Annotated in this window: 13 protein-coding genes and 1 pseudogene; 4 read left to right on the plus strand and 10 right to left on the minus strand. The window is 71.9% G+C overall.

Translation table 11 applies throughout. From position 1 onward, the window contains the following. Window positions 1-100 precede the first annotated feature (100 nt). Entirely contained in the window at window positions 101-1,963 is a 1,863-nt protein-coding gene (locus tag ACZ7C5_RS32060; RefSeq protein ID WP_401079479.1) for a CocE/NonD family hydrolase, read from the plus strand. A gap of 131 nt (window positions 1,964-2,094) precedes the next feature. Here the strand turns inward: ACZ7C5_RS32060 and ACZ7C5_RS32065 are convergent, their stop codons facing one another. The 7 genes and pseudogenes from ACZ7C5_RS32065 to ACZ7C5_RS32095 form a co-directional block, all read right to left on the minus strand. Then, window positions 2,095-3,288 (minus strand): radical SAM protein, encoded by a 1,194-nt coding sequence (locus ACZ7C5_RS32065; protein WP_470324029.1) that lies wholly within the window; start codon window positions 3,286-3,288, stop codon window positions 2,095-2,097. Between the two features lie 9 nt (window positions 3,289-3,297). Next, complete coding sequence (locus ACZ7C5_RS32070; protein WP_401079475.1) at window positions 3,298-3,474, minus strand: hypothetical protein; 177 nt, start codon at window positions 3,472-3,474, stop codon at window positions 3,298-3,300. Window positions 3,475-3,893: 419 nt separating this feature from the next. Then, window positions 3,894-4,820 carry a hypothetical protein gene (locus ACZ7C5_RS32075; protein WP_470324030.1) on the minus strand — a complete coding sequence of 309 codons (927 nt, stop codon included), beginning with the start codon at window positions 4,818-4,820 and terminating at the stop codon, window positions 3,894-3,896. Between the two features lie 378 nt (window positions 4,821-5,198). Further along, window positions 5,199-5,321 carry a hypothetical protein gene (locus tag ACZ7C5_RS32080; RefSeq protein WP_262987037.1) on the minus strand — a complete coding sequence of 41 codons (123 nt, stop codon included), beginning with the start codon at window positions 5,319-5,321 and terminating at the stop codon, window positions 5,199-5,201. A gap of 150 nt (window positions 5,322-5,471) precedes the next feature. Then, complete coding sequence (locus ACZ7C5_RS32085; protein WP_188297297.1) at window positions 5,472-6,047, minus strand: HD domain-containing protein; 576 nt, start codon at window positions 6,045-6,047, stop codon at window positions 5,472-5,474. A gap of 231 nt (window positions 6,048-6,278) precedes the next feature. Next, a pseudogene (locus ACZ7C5_RS32090) lies at window positions 6,279-6,767 on the minus strand (XRE family transcriptional regulator); the annotation flags it as partial. Beyond that, on the minus strand, window positions 6,757-8,091 hold the full coding sequence (locus tag ACZ7C5_RS32095) for a tetratricopeptide repeat protein (protein WP_401079471.1): 1,335 nt from the start codon (window positions 8,089-8,091) through the stop codon (window positions 6,757-6,759). The pseudogene ACZ7C5_RS32090 and the gene ACZ7C5_RS32095, both read right to left, overlap by 11 nt. Before the next feature lie 201 nt (window positions 8,092-8,292). Here ACZ7C5_RS32095 and ACZ7C5_RS32100 point away from each other — a divergent pair, with 201 nt between their 5' ends. From ACZ7C5_RS32100 to ACZ7C5_RS32110, 3 genes are all read left to right on the plus strand, one after another. Then, the gene (locus ACZ7C5_RS32100; RefSeq protein ID WP_401079469.1) at window positions 8,293-8,709 is read left to right on the plus strand and encodes an ATP-binding protein; all 417 of its coding nucleotides are present in this window, start codon (window positions 8,293-8,295) and stop codon (window positions 8,707-8,709) included. Window positions 8,710-8,719: 10 nt separating this feature from the next. Continuing rightward, complete coding sequence (locus ACZ7C5_RS32105) at window positions 8,720-9,352, plus strand: hypothetical protein (protein WP_401079467.1); 633 nt, start codon at window positions 8,720-8,722, stop codon at window positions 9,350-9,352. 491 nt (window positions 9,353-9,843) lie between these two features. Further along, window positions 9,844-10,458, plus strand: a complete 615-nt coding sequence (locus ACZ7C5_RS32110) for a YdeI/OmpD-associated family protein (RefSeq protein ID WP_470324031.1) — start codon at window positions 9,844-9,846, stop codon at window positions 10,456-10,458. Between the two features lie 22 nt (window positions 10,459-10,480). On the opposite strand, the gene ACZ7C5_RS32115 is transcribed toward ACZ7C5_RS32110, so the two are convergent. The 3 genes from ACZ7C5_RS32115 to ACZ7C5_RS32125 form a co-directional block, all read right to left on the minus strand. After that, window positions 10,481-11,425, minus strand: a complete 945-nt coding sequence (locus tag ACZ7C5_RS32115) for a helix-turn-helix transcriptional regulator (RefSeq protein ID WP_401079463.1) — start codon at window positions 11,423-11,425, stop codon at window positions 10,481-10,483. 84 nt (window positions 11,426-11,509) lie between these two features. After that, window positions 11,510-12,406 carry an aminoglycoside phosphotransferase family protein gene (locus tag ACZ7C5_RS32120; protein ID WP_470324032.1) on the minus strand — a complete coding sequence of 299 codons (897 nt, stop codon included), beginning with the start codon at window positions 12,404-12,406 and terminating at the stop codon, window positions 11,510-11,512. 55 nt (window positions 12,407-12,461) lie between these two features. Then, window positions 12,462-13,127 carry an HAD family hydrolase gene (locus tag ACZ7C5_RS32125; protein ID WP_401079459.1) on the minus strand — a complete coding sequence of 222 codons (666 nt, stop codon included), beginning with the start codon at window positions 13,125-13,127 and terminating at the stop codon, window positions 12,462-12,464. Window positions 13,128-13,297 lie beyond the last annotated feature (170 nt).

The raw sequence follows: 13,297 nt of genomic DNA on the forward strand, positions 1-13,297 counted from the left end.
CCGCCGGGGTCCCGCTCGTCGGGGTCCCGCTCACCAGGCCAAGGGCCGCTCCCTCCCCTAGGGTCGGAATACCGACGCCCCGGGACCGATGGGAGCGGCCATGCCGTCCTACGCCTTCCACACCACCCGCGAGGACCTGCGCATCCCGCTGCCCGACGGCACCCTGCTGGCCGCCCGGCTGTGGCGCCCGGTCGGCGACGAGCCCGCCCCCACCCTGCTGGAGTACTCCGGCGGCCGGCTCACCGACCGCACCGCCGCCGAGGACGCCCGCCGGCACCCCTGGTACGCGGGCCACGGCTACGCCACCGTCCGGGTCGACACCCGCGGGCACGGCAACTCCGAGGGCACCCCCGGCGAGCCCGGCGGCGAACAGGAGCTGGCCGACGGCGCCGCCGTGGTCGACTGGCTCGCCCACCGCCCCTGGAGCAACGGCCGGCTCGGCCTGCTCGGTGTCGGTCCGGCCGGCACCACGGCGCTGCGGGTCGCCGCCCGGGCCCCGGCCACCGTCGGCGCCGTGGTCACCGCCTGCCCCGAGGGCGGCCACCGGCTCGGCGGGGCCGTGCTCGCCGCCGACCTGCACACCAGGCTCACCGTCCTGGTCGCCGACGCCGCCCTGCCGCCGGACCCGCGGCACGTCGGCGACGCCTGGCGGGCCGCCTGGCTGGCCCGGCTGGAGGCACTCGCCCCGCCCGTCGACGCCTGGCTCGCGGCCGGCGAGAGCACCGTCCCGGTGTCCGTGCCCGCCCTCGTGGTGGCCGGCTGGGGCGACCCGTCCTGCTCCTTCGTGCTGCGACTGCTCGCCGAGTCCCCCACCGCCCGCGCCCTGATCGGCCCCTGGCCGCACGGACTGCCCGAGGCCGCCCTGCCCGACACCCTGCGCTGGTGGGACCACTGGCTGCGCGGCGCCGACACCGGCGCCCTCAAGGAGCCCGCCCTGCGCAGCTGGATCAGCACCCGGTGGACCGGCGACGAGGCCTGGCCCTCCCCCGACGTCCGCGAGATCCACTACGGCCTGGACGGACCGCTGCGCACCGCGGGCACCGCCTCCGACGACCGGTACGTCCGGGTCCGTTCCCCGCAGCACACCGGTCTCGACGCCGGCGCCTACGTCCCGCACGGCCGCCCCGCCGACCAGCCGCCCGACCAGCGCGAGGAGGACGGCCGCTCGGTCTGTTTCGACTCCCAGCCGCTGCCCGAACCGGTCGAGCTGCTCGGCGTCCCGAGCGTACGGCTGCGGCTGCGGCCCGGCCCCGAGGACGGGGCGTCCGCCCAGGTGGCGGTGCGGCTGTGCGCGGTCGGCCCGGACGGCACCTCGGAACTGGTCACCCGGGGCGTCCTGGTCACCGAGGGGCCGGACGCCGAGGTCGAACTCGCCGCCTGCGCGGTCACCGTCCCGGCCGGGCACCGGCTGCGGCTCGCCCTCTCCTCGGTCTACTGGCCGTGGCTGTGGCCCCCGGCCGAGGACACCGGGTACGGGGTCGACCCGTCCCGCTCCACACTGAGCCTGCCGGTGCGCCACCTCGCCGCCGACGTCGGCTCCCCGCCCGTCACCTTCGAGCCGCCGACGCTGCCCGAACCGCTCGCCGTCCACCTCACCGAGCCGCTCACCGCCAGGCCCGAGCACCTCACCGTGCACGACCTCGGCCGCCACGAGTGGCGCACCGAACTCTCCCCCGCCACCGACGGCACCCGCACCCACCCCGACGGCCTGGTCCGCGACGAGCACGCCGTCACCGCCTACCGCGTCCTCAGCGGCGCCCCGCTCAGCGCCCAGGCCCGCACCGACCACACCGTCCGGCTGGAGCGCCCGGACATCGGCTGGGACGTCACCGTCCAGACCCGCACCCAACTGCGCTGCGACGCCGGGCACTTCATCAGCGTCGTCCAACTGCGGGCGCTGGAGGCGGGGTCGGAGGTCTTCACCAGGGAGTGGCAGCACCGGCTGCCCAGGGAGCGCTCCTGAACCACCCCCGGGCACCGTTCGCTCCCCGCACGGGGAGCGAACGGTGGGGAAGCTCAGGCACCCCGATGGACCACCCCGCCCCGGACACCCGGGTCGGCGACGTCGACGCCGACCCGCCGGGCCGTCGTCGGTCAGTCGCGTGCGGACGCGGCGGCGAACTCCGCCGCCACCCGGTCACGAATGTGCTCGATGGTGCGCCGCAGCTCCCCGCTGTGGACGCTGGGATTGCGGAATCCACGCCCGTTCCCCCATCGGTGCGGCAGGTAGCCGCCGCCACAGACGTTCAGCACCGGGCACTCCAGGCAGTCCGCCGGCAGGAGTTCCGCGCTGCGCAGCCCCTGGCTGAAGAGCCTGGTCGAACGCAACTCGTCGATGCTGTTCCGGGTGACGTTCAGGCCCATCTGCGTCATGCCGTTGCTACAGACGCGGAGCACGTCGAGGGGCTCCAGACTGCCGTCCGCCTCCACCACCACCTCGGCGATGGACTGCAGACCGATGGCGTCGATCCGGGGGGTGGACCCGAGCAGCATTTCGATGACCGTGGCGAACCAGCGGATCTTGATGTCCGGGTTCATCGCATCGAGCCAGGCGTCGAACAGCTCGATGTAGTAGCGGCTGAGCGCCCCGGCCGGCCACGGTGGCCTCATGTCGTGATGATGGTCGGGCCAGAGGAAGTCCATGTTCCGCACACCCAGCTCTGCCAGGTGGGAGAAGATCCGGGTGCCCGGGTAGTCCGGATTGGCGACCGTCAGCGTCCCCCACGGCAGCCCCCGGGGGTCGGCGGCCAGAAGCTCGATGGCCTGGCGCACCTTCCGGTAGGAGCCACGGCCCGCGTGGTTCACTCGAAATTGATCGTGCCAGGCCTCGGGCCCGTCAATGCTGATCCCGATCGACACCTTGTGCTCGGCGAAGATGTCCAGCCAGCCCCCGTCCAGCTCGGTGCCGTTCGTCTGCACGGACAGCGTCGCCAGCGGGCCGCCGCTCGCCCTGCGGGCCACCTCGTCCAGGAACCACGCCATCCAGCGCTTGCCGACCAGGGTCGGCTCGCCCCCGTGCAGTGCCAGCCCGACGTAGGGCAGATCGTTGCTACGGGCGTACTCGAAGATCCGATCCAGCGCCGCGCCGGCGACGGCCTTGCTCATCACCTTCGGGCGCGACTCGTACGTGGTGTCGCCGAGGTTGTAGACATAGCAGTAGGTGCAGTTCAGGTTGCAGGCACCGGCGATCTTGATGATGAAGGTCGAGGAAGGCGTCCCGGGCTCGGTAGTGCCGGTGGACGGGCCCGGGACGACTTCCTCACCCCGTGTGCTGTCGACAGATGTCATCACTGTCCGTCACATCGACAGGCTGAACGACACCTTGATGTGACTGATCGCCGCCAGTTGTTCGGGCCGGTTCTTCAAGTCCGCGAGGACCTGTCGCACCACTGGATTCAGCTTTGACGCGTCCAGTTCATCGATGTTCGCCAGCGTCCGGTCGGCGGTGAACTGGGTGGTGTCCTTGTCTGCCATTGCGCACCTCTTTCGGTCGGATTGTCGGCCACTCCGCAGCCAACATCCCTGATGTTCGCAGGCGGAGCATCCATCGACATTCGTACGTGCTCCAAACGGCTGAGGAGCGGACAGCGGACGGGCCACCCAGCCCAGGTCCCGTCGGGCGCCCAGCCTCAACGCAACACCCGCCTGCCGCCTTGCGGGCCGCTCGAGCTCCGACCCCACCCCGGCCGACAGCGGGCCGAACGCGGCGGCCGGCACAGGACCCCGACCGCGGATCGCCTACTTCGCCCTCGACGGCACCGACCACGCCGACCACGCCGACCACAATGAGCAGGGCATCATGATCCGCCGCTACATCATCCGGCGGAACAAACACGCCACCGACAGCCGCCCACGCGTGGTCGTCCACAGGGCCGACGCTGCCCGGCGCGGCACTATGTGGTCGCGGCGGCCGGCGGGCCGAGCCGTGCGCGCAGGGCCGCGCGGGCCCGGGCGACGCCGCCGGAGGTGGCGGTCGCGCCGGTGCCGACGGCGACGGTTCTCGTGCCGAGGCCCGCGCAGGCGCGGCAGATGCCGGGGCGGGGTACCGGGTCGTGGCAGCGGCCGCATTCGGCGTACGGGGCCGGTGGGGGCTGCGCGGCCGGCCGTTCCGGTGGCAGTTTGCGTTGCAGGCGGTCCCGGAGGATCGCGGCGGGGGAGTGCATCGGCCGGGGCAGTCCGGGGAGCAGGGCGTGGGCCAACTCGGCTTCGCCGCATCCTCGTTGCAGCCAGCGGGTGACGAGTGGTGCCAGTGCCCGGGCCTCGGCGTCGCCGAGGCGCAGGCGGGGTTCGGACCGGATCACCCGGAACAGCACGGCCACGGCGGACCTGGTCTGTTCATCAGGTTCACCCCGTTCATCCGGTCCATCCGGTTCACACTGTTCATCCGGGAGGGTGGTTTCTTTCCCCGGGTCCTTTACGGGAGGGGTGACAGGGCGGCCGGTGCCCCCTGCGCCGAAGTCCGGGGGGTGGACAGCCGGTTTGGGCTGCGGGGTGTCGAAGACGTGGGCCTCGGAACGGAGCGTCCCGTCGGGCATCCGGACCGTGTCGACCCGGTAGTACCCGGCGTCCTTCAGTTCTTTGAGTGCCCGTCGGACGGCACCGCGCCCCTGCGGGCTGCTGTCCGCCATCTGCCGCCCGTCCTCACGGCGCCCGTCGGGGCGCGAGAGGAGGTCGGCGAGCAGTCCGCGGGCGGTGTAGGAGAGCCGACGGTCCTGCAACAGGCCGTTCGGAAGGACGGTGAACGCGCGCGTCTGCGCGCTACGATGAATCCGCATCTGGAGGCTGTACTCCTGGTGCCCGACCCCGGGGTGTTCCAGCACCGCCGGGGTCTCCTGTGTTCTGTTGACGATGCGGAAAGTAGCACATCGACTACGAAGAGTGTGAACCGTTCGAGCGTGAAGCCCAGAACCTCGAATGAAGTGCGCCCCACCCCCTGCATGGAAAGTCGGCCCCGCCGACTTCTCACGCACATCACCGCGCCCGGCGGCCCCGGCCAGTAGTGGCCGGGGCCGCCGAAACCCCCGTTCCGACCGGGCTCGTGTGCGAACACACGAGCCCGGCCCGTTCCGCAAGAGCCGGTGAACAACGCAGCGTGCGACAACCCGTCCGGCGACTGCTCGCCGCAGAAGTCGAGATCGGAGAGCGAGTTCCATGCCCCCGCCACCAGCAGGGGCGCGGAGCGGAGCACGCTACTCAACTCAAGGACGGGCGCGCTCGATCGCGTCGAAGATGTCCGCATCGGTCTCCTGCTGCCAGGACGGCAGATCGGTCCGGTCGGCGACATAGCCTGCTTTCGGCTCGCCCGGGCAGTGCTTCGACACACCGGCGATCCACCGCTTCGCGGAAGATCCGCCCGTCGGACGACATGCGTTGACGATTCGTCAGGCAGCGCTGTCAAGCACCGAAATCTGCTGACGCAGGGCCGATGCCTGATCATCGGTCACGAGCGGAACCAGCGGATGTCGGCAGCGTCACGCAAGATAGACCTTCTGCCACTCCAGGGACGTCATGGTCAGCGCGGCCTCGGCGAGGGCGTGGGCCGACTCGGTCTTGAGACTGCCGAGACTGCTGTCAATCCACGGCTGGACGTTCTGGTAGCCCTGCTCGCGGTACTCCACGGCCTGGATCAGGCACTCCAGCTTGTCCGCGTCGTGGGCGACGGTGACTTCCAAGTTCGCGGCGTTCTCGTACTCCTCCACCAGGGCCTGGAGTCCGGCAACGACGGCCGGGTGAGCGGCGCTGACCTGGTCGGCGGTCACCCGCTCGTTCGACGCGGCGGTGAGGTAGCGCCGGCTGATGTGCGGGATGTCGCCGACCCGGGTCTCCTGGGTGTCATGGAAGAGGCACAGCAGGGCGACCTTGGCCGGGTCGGCACCCTCCATCATCGCGAGCACCGCACCGATGATGCCCGTCCGGAACGAGTGCTCCGCGACCGACTCGGGATCCTTGACGCCGGCGATCCACCAGCCCTGGCGCTTCGCCCGCTTGAGCATGCCCGCTTCGAACAGGTAGCTCGCGGTGCCCCTCGCCTGCTTGTCGTCCGTCATGGCTGCCCTTCGCTGCTGGATCGGTTGTCGCTGTAGCCGCCTACCCGAAGACCCGTAGTGCGCAACTCCAACTCTCGACGGGACTGTCGTGAAAGACCGTCACCATCAAGCAGGGTTAAGGCTCGTAAGGCCAGGGCACGGGCTGTACGGGGGTCCGCGTCGGCCAGGCCGCGCCGAGTGAGCATGAGTGCCTTGATCGAATGGACGTACACGGCGGAGTGTGGTGAGGCGCTACGCCTCCGGCGGCAGACTGTAGCGGCTCAGGACATCGTCAGCCGTGGACCTGTCCAACAGGCGCAGCTCCCAGGGCCCGGTGTTGACCTCGAACTCCTTGCCGAAGCCGACCCACTTGCCGGTCATGCGGCGCCCGGTGGGATCGACCAGCAGCTGAAGAGCGCCGTGGTACCTGGCCCCCTGGTAGTAGCCGGCCTGCGCGGTCTGCTCCACCCACGAGCCCGTCACGACGTTCCGGTCGACGGTCAGGTCGAACGACAGCGGTGAATCAGGATTGGACGACGCGCCGGGGAGGGACCGGCCGGTGATCCGGTTCCCGCTCTGGGACAGCACGACGTGATGCAGTCCGGTGTACGTGTTCTCCCGGCTGCTGCTGAAGAACTCGTAGTGGCTGATCCAGACCCCCGAGCAGTCCTCACCAAGGAGAGCGAGCGCGGCCTGCTGCACGGGCACGCCCGGTTCATCGCCGGTCATGTCACGGCCTCCCGGATGAGGCGGAGCCCGGGGCGCTCGCGAACCGCCGTCCGCCCGCCATGGGGCGGGCGCGTTCGAGGAGTCCGCGCACGTGGGGGTTGCGGCGGTGCGGCCGGGTCGCGGCGATCATCGAGCGGAAGCGGTCGTCGGCCCGGCCGGACTGGATCGCCGGGTAGTCGTCCAGGGCCAGGTGCCAGTTCTGGACGGCCTCCTCCAGCCGACCGGCTTCGAGCTGCCATTCGGCGAGCATCGAGCGGTGGCGCACGCGGGCCCGGCGATAGACCGCGGGTCTGATCTTCGCGGAGTGCTGGAGCGCGCGGATCGCACCATTGCGGTCGCCGAACTCGTAGTTGACCTGGGCGATGTGGTACGACAGCGTGGCGGGGTCGTAGGAGCCGTGAGCCTTGGTCTTGGACTCGGCCTGCTCCATGGCGACTTCGGTCGCGCGCAGCATGGCGAGGGCTCCGGTCTTGTCCCCGGTCTGGGCGAGGGCATGGGCCTGTTGGCCGGCGAGGAAGGCTCTCATGCGGGGGCCTGCCTGCGGGGAGGCGGACGAGGCTGCGTCCGCGAGCCGCAGGGCGGTGCTGCCGTGGCCGAGGTCGATGGCCTGGACGCTCATGCCGCGCAGGGTGGTGCAGTACGTGAGGTGGTCACCCGCGTGCCCGGCCAGTTCCAGGGCCTTCAGGTAGTACCGCTGGGCCAGCGCATCGTGGCGTTCGTCCACGGCCATGTAGCCGGTCAGGTAGCAGTGGTCGGCGGCGGCTGACAGCATCGCCTTGTGGACTTCCTCGCCGGCGTCCGCCCGCAGGTACGGGACGATCGTGTTGACCAGGAACGAGGCAGCCATCGGGCGCGCCATCCGGCCGCCGAACTGATCGTCCAGCTCGCTGATCCGCCCGGTCATCGCTGCGACCGCCTGAACCTCCGCCATGCCGATCCGCAGATGCGGGTCGGTTCGCAGTCTCTCGAAGCGGCCCATCAGATCGGGCCAGCCCGGAATGGTGAGGGCCACCGAATACAGGCCTGCCGTGAGGACTCCGCGCCGGGATGGGTCCATGTCGAGACTCCCCAGGTCGATCAGCCCTGACACGGTATCCGTCGACTGGTCGGCGGCGGTAGGCATCTCACGGAATCCGGCCTCGAAGGCGCTGATCGGCCGCCTGAGCCTCCGCGCCAGCGTCTCCAGGACCACCGGCAGGGCCCTCGTGGAGGGCGAGGTGCCGCCGAGCCAGTGGGAGACCGCCGAGGCGTCGTACTTGAGCCGCTGCCCGGTCTCGGTGCCGGTCCGGTTGACGGCCCGTGCCAACTCGCCGTTCCCCCAGGCGGCTTCGGTCATGAGCGAGGCTAGCTTGAGGTTCGGTGCACGGTCGGTTCGCACGACAGTTCCCCCTTGCGGATGGGTTTCAAGGGTTTCAACGTCCTGGCTCGCCTCGACCATAGCCGACCACAGGGCAAGTCTGTTGACTGTTCGTCATCGGTCGATCACCAGCAGTGGTGCGGCCGGCCCCCTCTCCTTTCGCCTTCAAGGTGCTCCCCCATGCTCACTTTCCGCGGCCCCCGCATGTTCGTCGCGCGTCTCGATTCGCGAGCCGAATCCGCGCCCCTCGCCCGCTACTTGCTCCGGGCCTACCTCTCCGGCCTGCCCTCCGGGGAGGACTATCGCGACACCGCCGAACTCCTCCTGAGCGAGCTCTTCGCCAACGCCGTCCAGCACTCCGACACGCCCGACGACCGGCGCATCGAGATCCGCTTCGACCTCGCCGACTCCCTCCTGCGCCTCGAAGTCCACGACGCCGACACCGCCCTCCCCGCCCTCCGAACCCCCACCCCCGACGACGAGCACGGGCGCGGGCTCCGCCTCGTCGACGAACTCGCCGAGCGCTGGGGCTGCACCTCCCGCCCCTGCGGCATCGGCAAGTTCGTCTGGGCCATCATCGCCCCCGCCACCGCCTGAAAGCCCCCCGATGAACCTCACCACCGTCGCCCGCCACGCCCTCACCCGCGGCCACACCCCCGCCGCCACCTACGCCCTCCTCGCCAAGCGCTCCGGCAAGCCGCTGCCCTCCGCCCGCGCGGTCTGCCTCGCCCTCACCATCCCCCTCGCCGAAACCACCCGCCGCCTCACCGAATGCCACGACGCCCTCCTCACCAACCCCCGCCCCGGCACCGAAGCCGACACCGGCGAAGTCCTCGAAGCCCTCGGCGTCTTCGACGTCCCCAAGTCCCTCACCCCCACCGAACTCGCCATCGTCGAACTCCTCCTCACCGCCATCGAGGCCCACGGCAGCCTCCGCCCCGGCCACCACCACGGCCTCAATCGCTGGTTCACCACCGGCAACCTCACCACCGCCTACCTCTCCCTCACCACCACCCACCCCCTCCCCCGCACCGGCAACCCCGCCCGGTACTGGACCACCCTCACCACCGCCGGCGAACTCCTCGCCACCACCCCCAACCCCGACCCCCGCATCACCTACGCCCTCACCCACTGCCGCACCCAAACCACCACCCAGCGCCAGAAGTCGGACCCGCCGACTTCCCACGCAGGTCACCCCGAGGGCAGCGGTGGCCGTTCCCGCGGTGACCGCCACCGATGATGAGGGTCGGTTCCGTGTGCGGCCTTGCAGCAGCCCGTCCACCGTCTGCGCAGGAAGTCGATGGGGCCGACTTCCCACGCAGAAAGGTGCTGCGGGCAAATTCCGTCGCCGCTTCGGCCCAGCCGAAGCGGCGACGGGACAACGGAAACAGTGAGTGTGGGCGGGCCCGCCGGTTCTCACCCGTTTCCGGCTCCCGCACGGCACGAAGGACCGGGAGATTCCCCCGTTCCGCGCAGGAAGTCGGCCGGCCCGACTTCCTGCGCGGGCGGCGGGGTGACCGGTGCCCCAGGCCGCCGGAGCTTTGGCCTGGGGCGGGCTCGCGTGCTCGCACACGAGCCCGCCCGGCACTGTCACCACTGTCCTGGTCAGTACGGCAACCGCAACAGCTCTTGGCAGCCACGCCCGGGACCGCCGAGCGGCAGGTCGAGGCCGCTCGTCCCCGTACCCGGGAGGCGGCGCTCCAGCGAGTGCGGTTGCGGTACTAGCCTGCGGTGGTGACCGGAACCGAACTGGATGAGTTGATCGTGGCTGACAGCGCGGCACTGCGCGCGTGGCTGCTGGACAACCACACCGCCTCTCCTGGCGTGTGGCTCGCCCTGACCAGGAAGGGCGGCTCCGTCACCACGCTGACCTGGCAGCAGGCGGTCGACGAGGGACTGTGCTTCGGCTGGATCGACGGGCAGGCCCGCAAACGCGACGAGGAGAGCTCCTGGAGGCGGTTCACCCCGCGCCGGCCCCGCAGCGTCTGGTCCCGACGCAACGTCGCCAACGTGGCCCGGTTGGAGGCGGCCGGCCTGATGCTGCCCGCCGGCCGCGCCGCGGTGGACGCCGCGAAGGCCGACGGGCGGTGGACGGCCGCCTATGCGCCGCCGTCGGAAGCGGAGGTGCCGGCCGACCTGCTGGCAGCGATCGCCGCAGACCCAGCGGCGCAGGCGATGTTCGAGGTGCTCACCAGGACCAACCGCTTCGCCCTCATCAACCGGGTCAATGCCGTCAAGCGGGCCGAGACGCGCACCCGGAAGATCGCCGAGTGCGTGGCGATGCTGGTCCGGCACGAGACGATCCACCCGCAGCGAGCCAGGCCGGCGGACCCGCCGACGTCGTGACCGGGCGTCTGCCGGTGCGCGGTCAGCCGTATCGTTCGACGAACGCGTTGCCGATCGAGGCCAGGTGGTCCCGGACACCCGGAGGGCCGGTCACCTCCAGCCATTCGACCAGCCCGGAGAGTTCGCCGGCGAGCAGGTACTCGTTGTGGCCGCGGATCACGACCTCGATGCGGCCGTCGGTCGTGGCACCTCCCACGTCGAGCCGGGCTCCGAGCGCCATCCGGAGGATGCCTATCCCGTGGGGCGTGCACACCGCCTGGATCTCCAGGGGCGTTCGCCTGCGGTCGACCTCGTCGGCGATCTCGCGCCAGCTCTCGGCGAGGTCGAAGTCCTCGGGTCGGTGCACGGGATCGCCGGTCGGATCGGCGGCCGACACGCGGTCGATCCGGAAGGTCCGCCGACCGGCCTCGGTGCCGGAGACGAGGTACCACGACGGGCCTTTGGCGACGATGCCCAGCGGGTGGGTTCTCTCGGTTTCGGCGCCGTTGCGGTCGACATAGCCGAGCCGCACCCGGACGCCGCGGATCACCGCGTCCTGGAGTTCGTCGAGGAAGCGGGGCGGCCGGTGCTCGATCCGGTCCGACCCCCATCGGCGCGGGTCCGTGACCAACGCCCCCGCCGCTGCCTCGGCCTGCACCCGGAAGGGCTCCGGCAGGGCGTGGACGAGCTTGCGCAGAGCCGCTTTCACGGTCGGCGTCGCGGCCGAGGCCGGTCCGGCGACCAGGAACAGGGCGCGGGCCTCGCTCGCGGTCAGCCCGGACAGGTCGGTGCGGGCGCCGCCCACGAGGCGCCAGCCGCCGCCTCGGCCCTGCACGGAGTACACGGGCACCCCGGCCATGGCCAGGGCGTCGAGGTCGCGGCGGGCGGTGCGCTCGGAGACCTCCAGTTCCTGGGCGACCTCCGCCGCTGTGACCTGCTGGCGCCGTTGCAGCAGGAGGAGGACGGCCACCAGCCGGTCGGTTCGCATGCGACGACACTCGCGGCTCCGGGCCGGGCCGGTAGTCGGTTGACCGGCCGGCGGAGCGTGCCCGTGATCGAGTGGCCCGGCCCGCTACGCGTGCTCGGCCAGGACCTCGGCGATCACCTGGCGGGCGATCGCGGTCATCCTCGGGTCGCTGTCCCGGTAGTAGGCCACCTCCAGCAGCGCGATGGACAGGGCCCAGCCGCGGGCGCGGTCCCAGGCGGCGGCGTCGGGGGCGGCGGCCTCCCTGAAGGCCTCGCGGGCGGCGGCGGGCAGGACGTACCAGGCGGGGATCAGATCGACGGCCGGCTCGCCGAGGCCCGAGCAGCCGAAGTCGATGACGGCGCCGAGGCGGCCGTCCGGGGACACCAGGAGGTTGCCCGGCTGGAGGTCGCCGTGCAGCCACACCGGCGGGCCGGTGGGCTCGGGGGCGGCCAGGGCGTGCTCCCAGGCGGCGGTCGCGGCGGGGGCGTCGACCAGGTCCGGCACGGCCGCGATCGCCTTCCTGGTCCGGGCGTCGCGGTCGGCCAGCGACTCGCTGCGGTAGGCGGCGGGGGCGCCGGCCGGGTCGATCCCGCGCAGGGCGGTCACGAAGCCCGCCAGGTCCCCGGCCAGCAGCCCGGGCTCGGCGATCCGCCCGGTGACCGGGGTGGTGCCGTCCAGCCAGCGCAGCACCGACCACGGCCAGGGGCAGCCGTCGACCGGCCCGCCCACGGCCAGCGGGACCGGCACCGGGACCGGCAGCCGCGGGGCCAGGCTGCGCAGCCAGCGGTCCTCCTTGGCGATCTCCTCGACCACCCCCGGGATGCGCGGGACGCGCACCACCAGCTCGGTGCCGAGCCGGTACATCGCGTTGCTGGTCCCGGTCGGCTCCACCGGCGCGACCGGCAGCCCGGCCCACTGCGGGAAGTGCTCGGCGACCATCCGGCGCACCAGCGCCTCGTCGATGTCCAGCTCGTCGGGGTGCAGCTTGCGGGAGGAGGCCATGGAGCCCGACCCTGCCACCGGCGGACCGGCCCCGGCAAACGAATTGCGGGGGCCGCTACCCCCGGGCGGTCGCGCCCGCGGCGATCAGCCCGGGCAGCTCCCGCATGTCGTCGAAGACCACGGTGCCCGGCCCGGCCAGCCGTTCCGCCGGGGTGATCCCGCCCGCGTAGCCGAGCGAGCGCATCCCGGCGGCGCGGGCGGCCTCGACGCCGGGCCGGCTGTCCTCGACCACCACGCAGGCGGCCGGGTCGACGCCCATCGAGCGCGCGGCGTGCAGGAAGAGGTCCGGCGCGGGCTTGCCGCGGCCGACCTCGGTGGCGCTGAAGATCCGTCCGGCGAAGCGGTCGTGGAGGCCGGTGCGGCCCAGGGTGTGGCGCATCTTCTCGTGGGTGCCGCTGGAGGCCACGCAGGTGGGCAGGGTGATCGCGGCCAGCGCCTCGGGCAGGCCGTCCACCGGGGTCAGCCCGGCGTCCACGGCCTCGGCGTGCAGTTCACGGAAGCGCCGGTCCCACACCGTGGCGGTCTCCTCGCCGAGCCGCTCGGCCACCAGCGCCTGGCAGGCCGCCTCGGAGCGCCCGACGAACCGCTCGACCGCCTCCGCCTCGGTCAGCGGCCAGCCGTACTCCTCGCCCAGCCGCACCAGCACCCGGACGGCGATCACCTCGCTGTCCACCAGGACGCCGTCGCAGTCGAATATCACCAGTTCAAGGGGCTTGATCATCCGGCCAGCATACGACCGGCCCCCGGGCACCGCACCAACACCCGTACGACATACGGGTGTTGGTGCGGCATCACCGGCTCAGCCGGTCTGGATGGAGGTGTCGTCGATCACGAAGCTGGTCTGGAGCGAGGCGTCCTCGGTCCCGGCGAACTTCAGGGTGACCGTCTGGC

Source organism: Kitasatospora sp. NPDC036993, assembly GCF_055607525.1.

Excerpts from the sequence above, each read along its gene's own strand:
- ACZ7C5_RS32100 (WP_401079469.1), top strand. The coding sequence starts at position 8,293 with ATGCTCACTTTCCGCGGCCCCCGCATGTTCGTCGCGCGTCTCGATTCG.
- ACZ7C5_RS32125 (WP_401079459.1), bottom strand. The coding sequence starts at position 13,127 with ATGATCAAGCCCCTTGAACTGGTGATATTCGACTGCGACGGCGTCCTG.
- ACZ7C5_RS32070 (WP_401079475.1), bottom strand. The coding sequence starts at position 3,474 with ATGGCAGACAAGGACACCACCCAGTTCACCGCCGACCGGACGCTGGCG.
- ACZ7C5_RS32065 (WP_470324029.1), bottom strand. The coding sequence starts at position 3,288 with ATGACATCTGTCGACAGCACACGGGGTGAGGAAGTCGTCCCGGGCCCG.
- ACZ7C5_RS32105 (WP_401079467.1), top strand. The coding sequence starts at position 8,720 with ATGAACCTCACCACCGTCGCCCGCCACGCCCTCACCCGCGGCCACACC.
- ACZ7C5_RS32115 (WP_401079463.1), bottom strand. The coding sequence starts at position 11,425 with ATGCGAACCGACCGGCTGGTGGCCGTCCTCCTCCTGCTGCAACGGCGC.
- ACZ7C5_RS32120 (WP_470324032.1), bottom strand. The coding sequence starts at position 12,406 with ATGGCCTCCTCCCGCAAGCTGCACCCCGACGAGCTGGACATCGACGAG.
- ACZ7C5_RS32095 (WP_401079471.1), bottom strand. The coding sequence starts at position 8,091 with ATGACCGAAGCCGCCTGGGGGAACGGCGAGTTGGCACGGGCCGTCAAC.
- ACZ7C5_RS32060 (WP_401079479.1), top strand. The coding sequence starts at position 101 with ATGCCGTCCTACGCCTTCCACACCACCCGCGAGGACCTGCGCATCCCG.
- ACZ7C5_RS32085 (WP_188297297.1), bottom strand. The coding sequence starts at position 6,047 with ATGACGGACGACAAGCAGGCGAGGGGCACCGCGAGCTACCTGTTCGAA.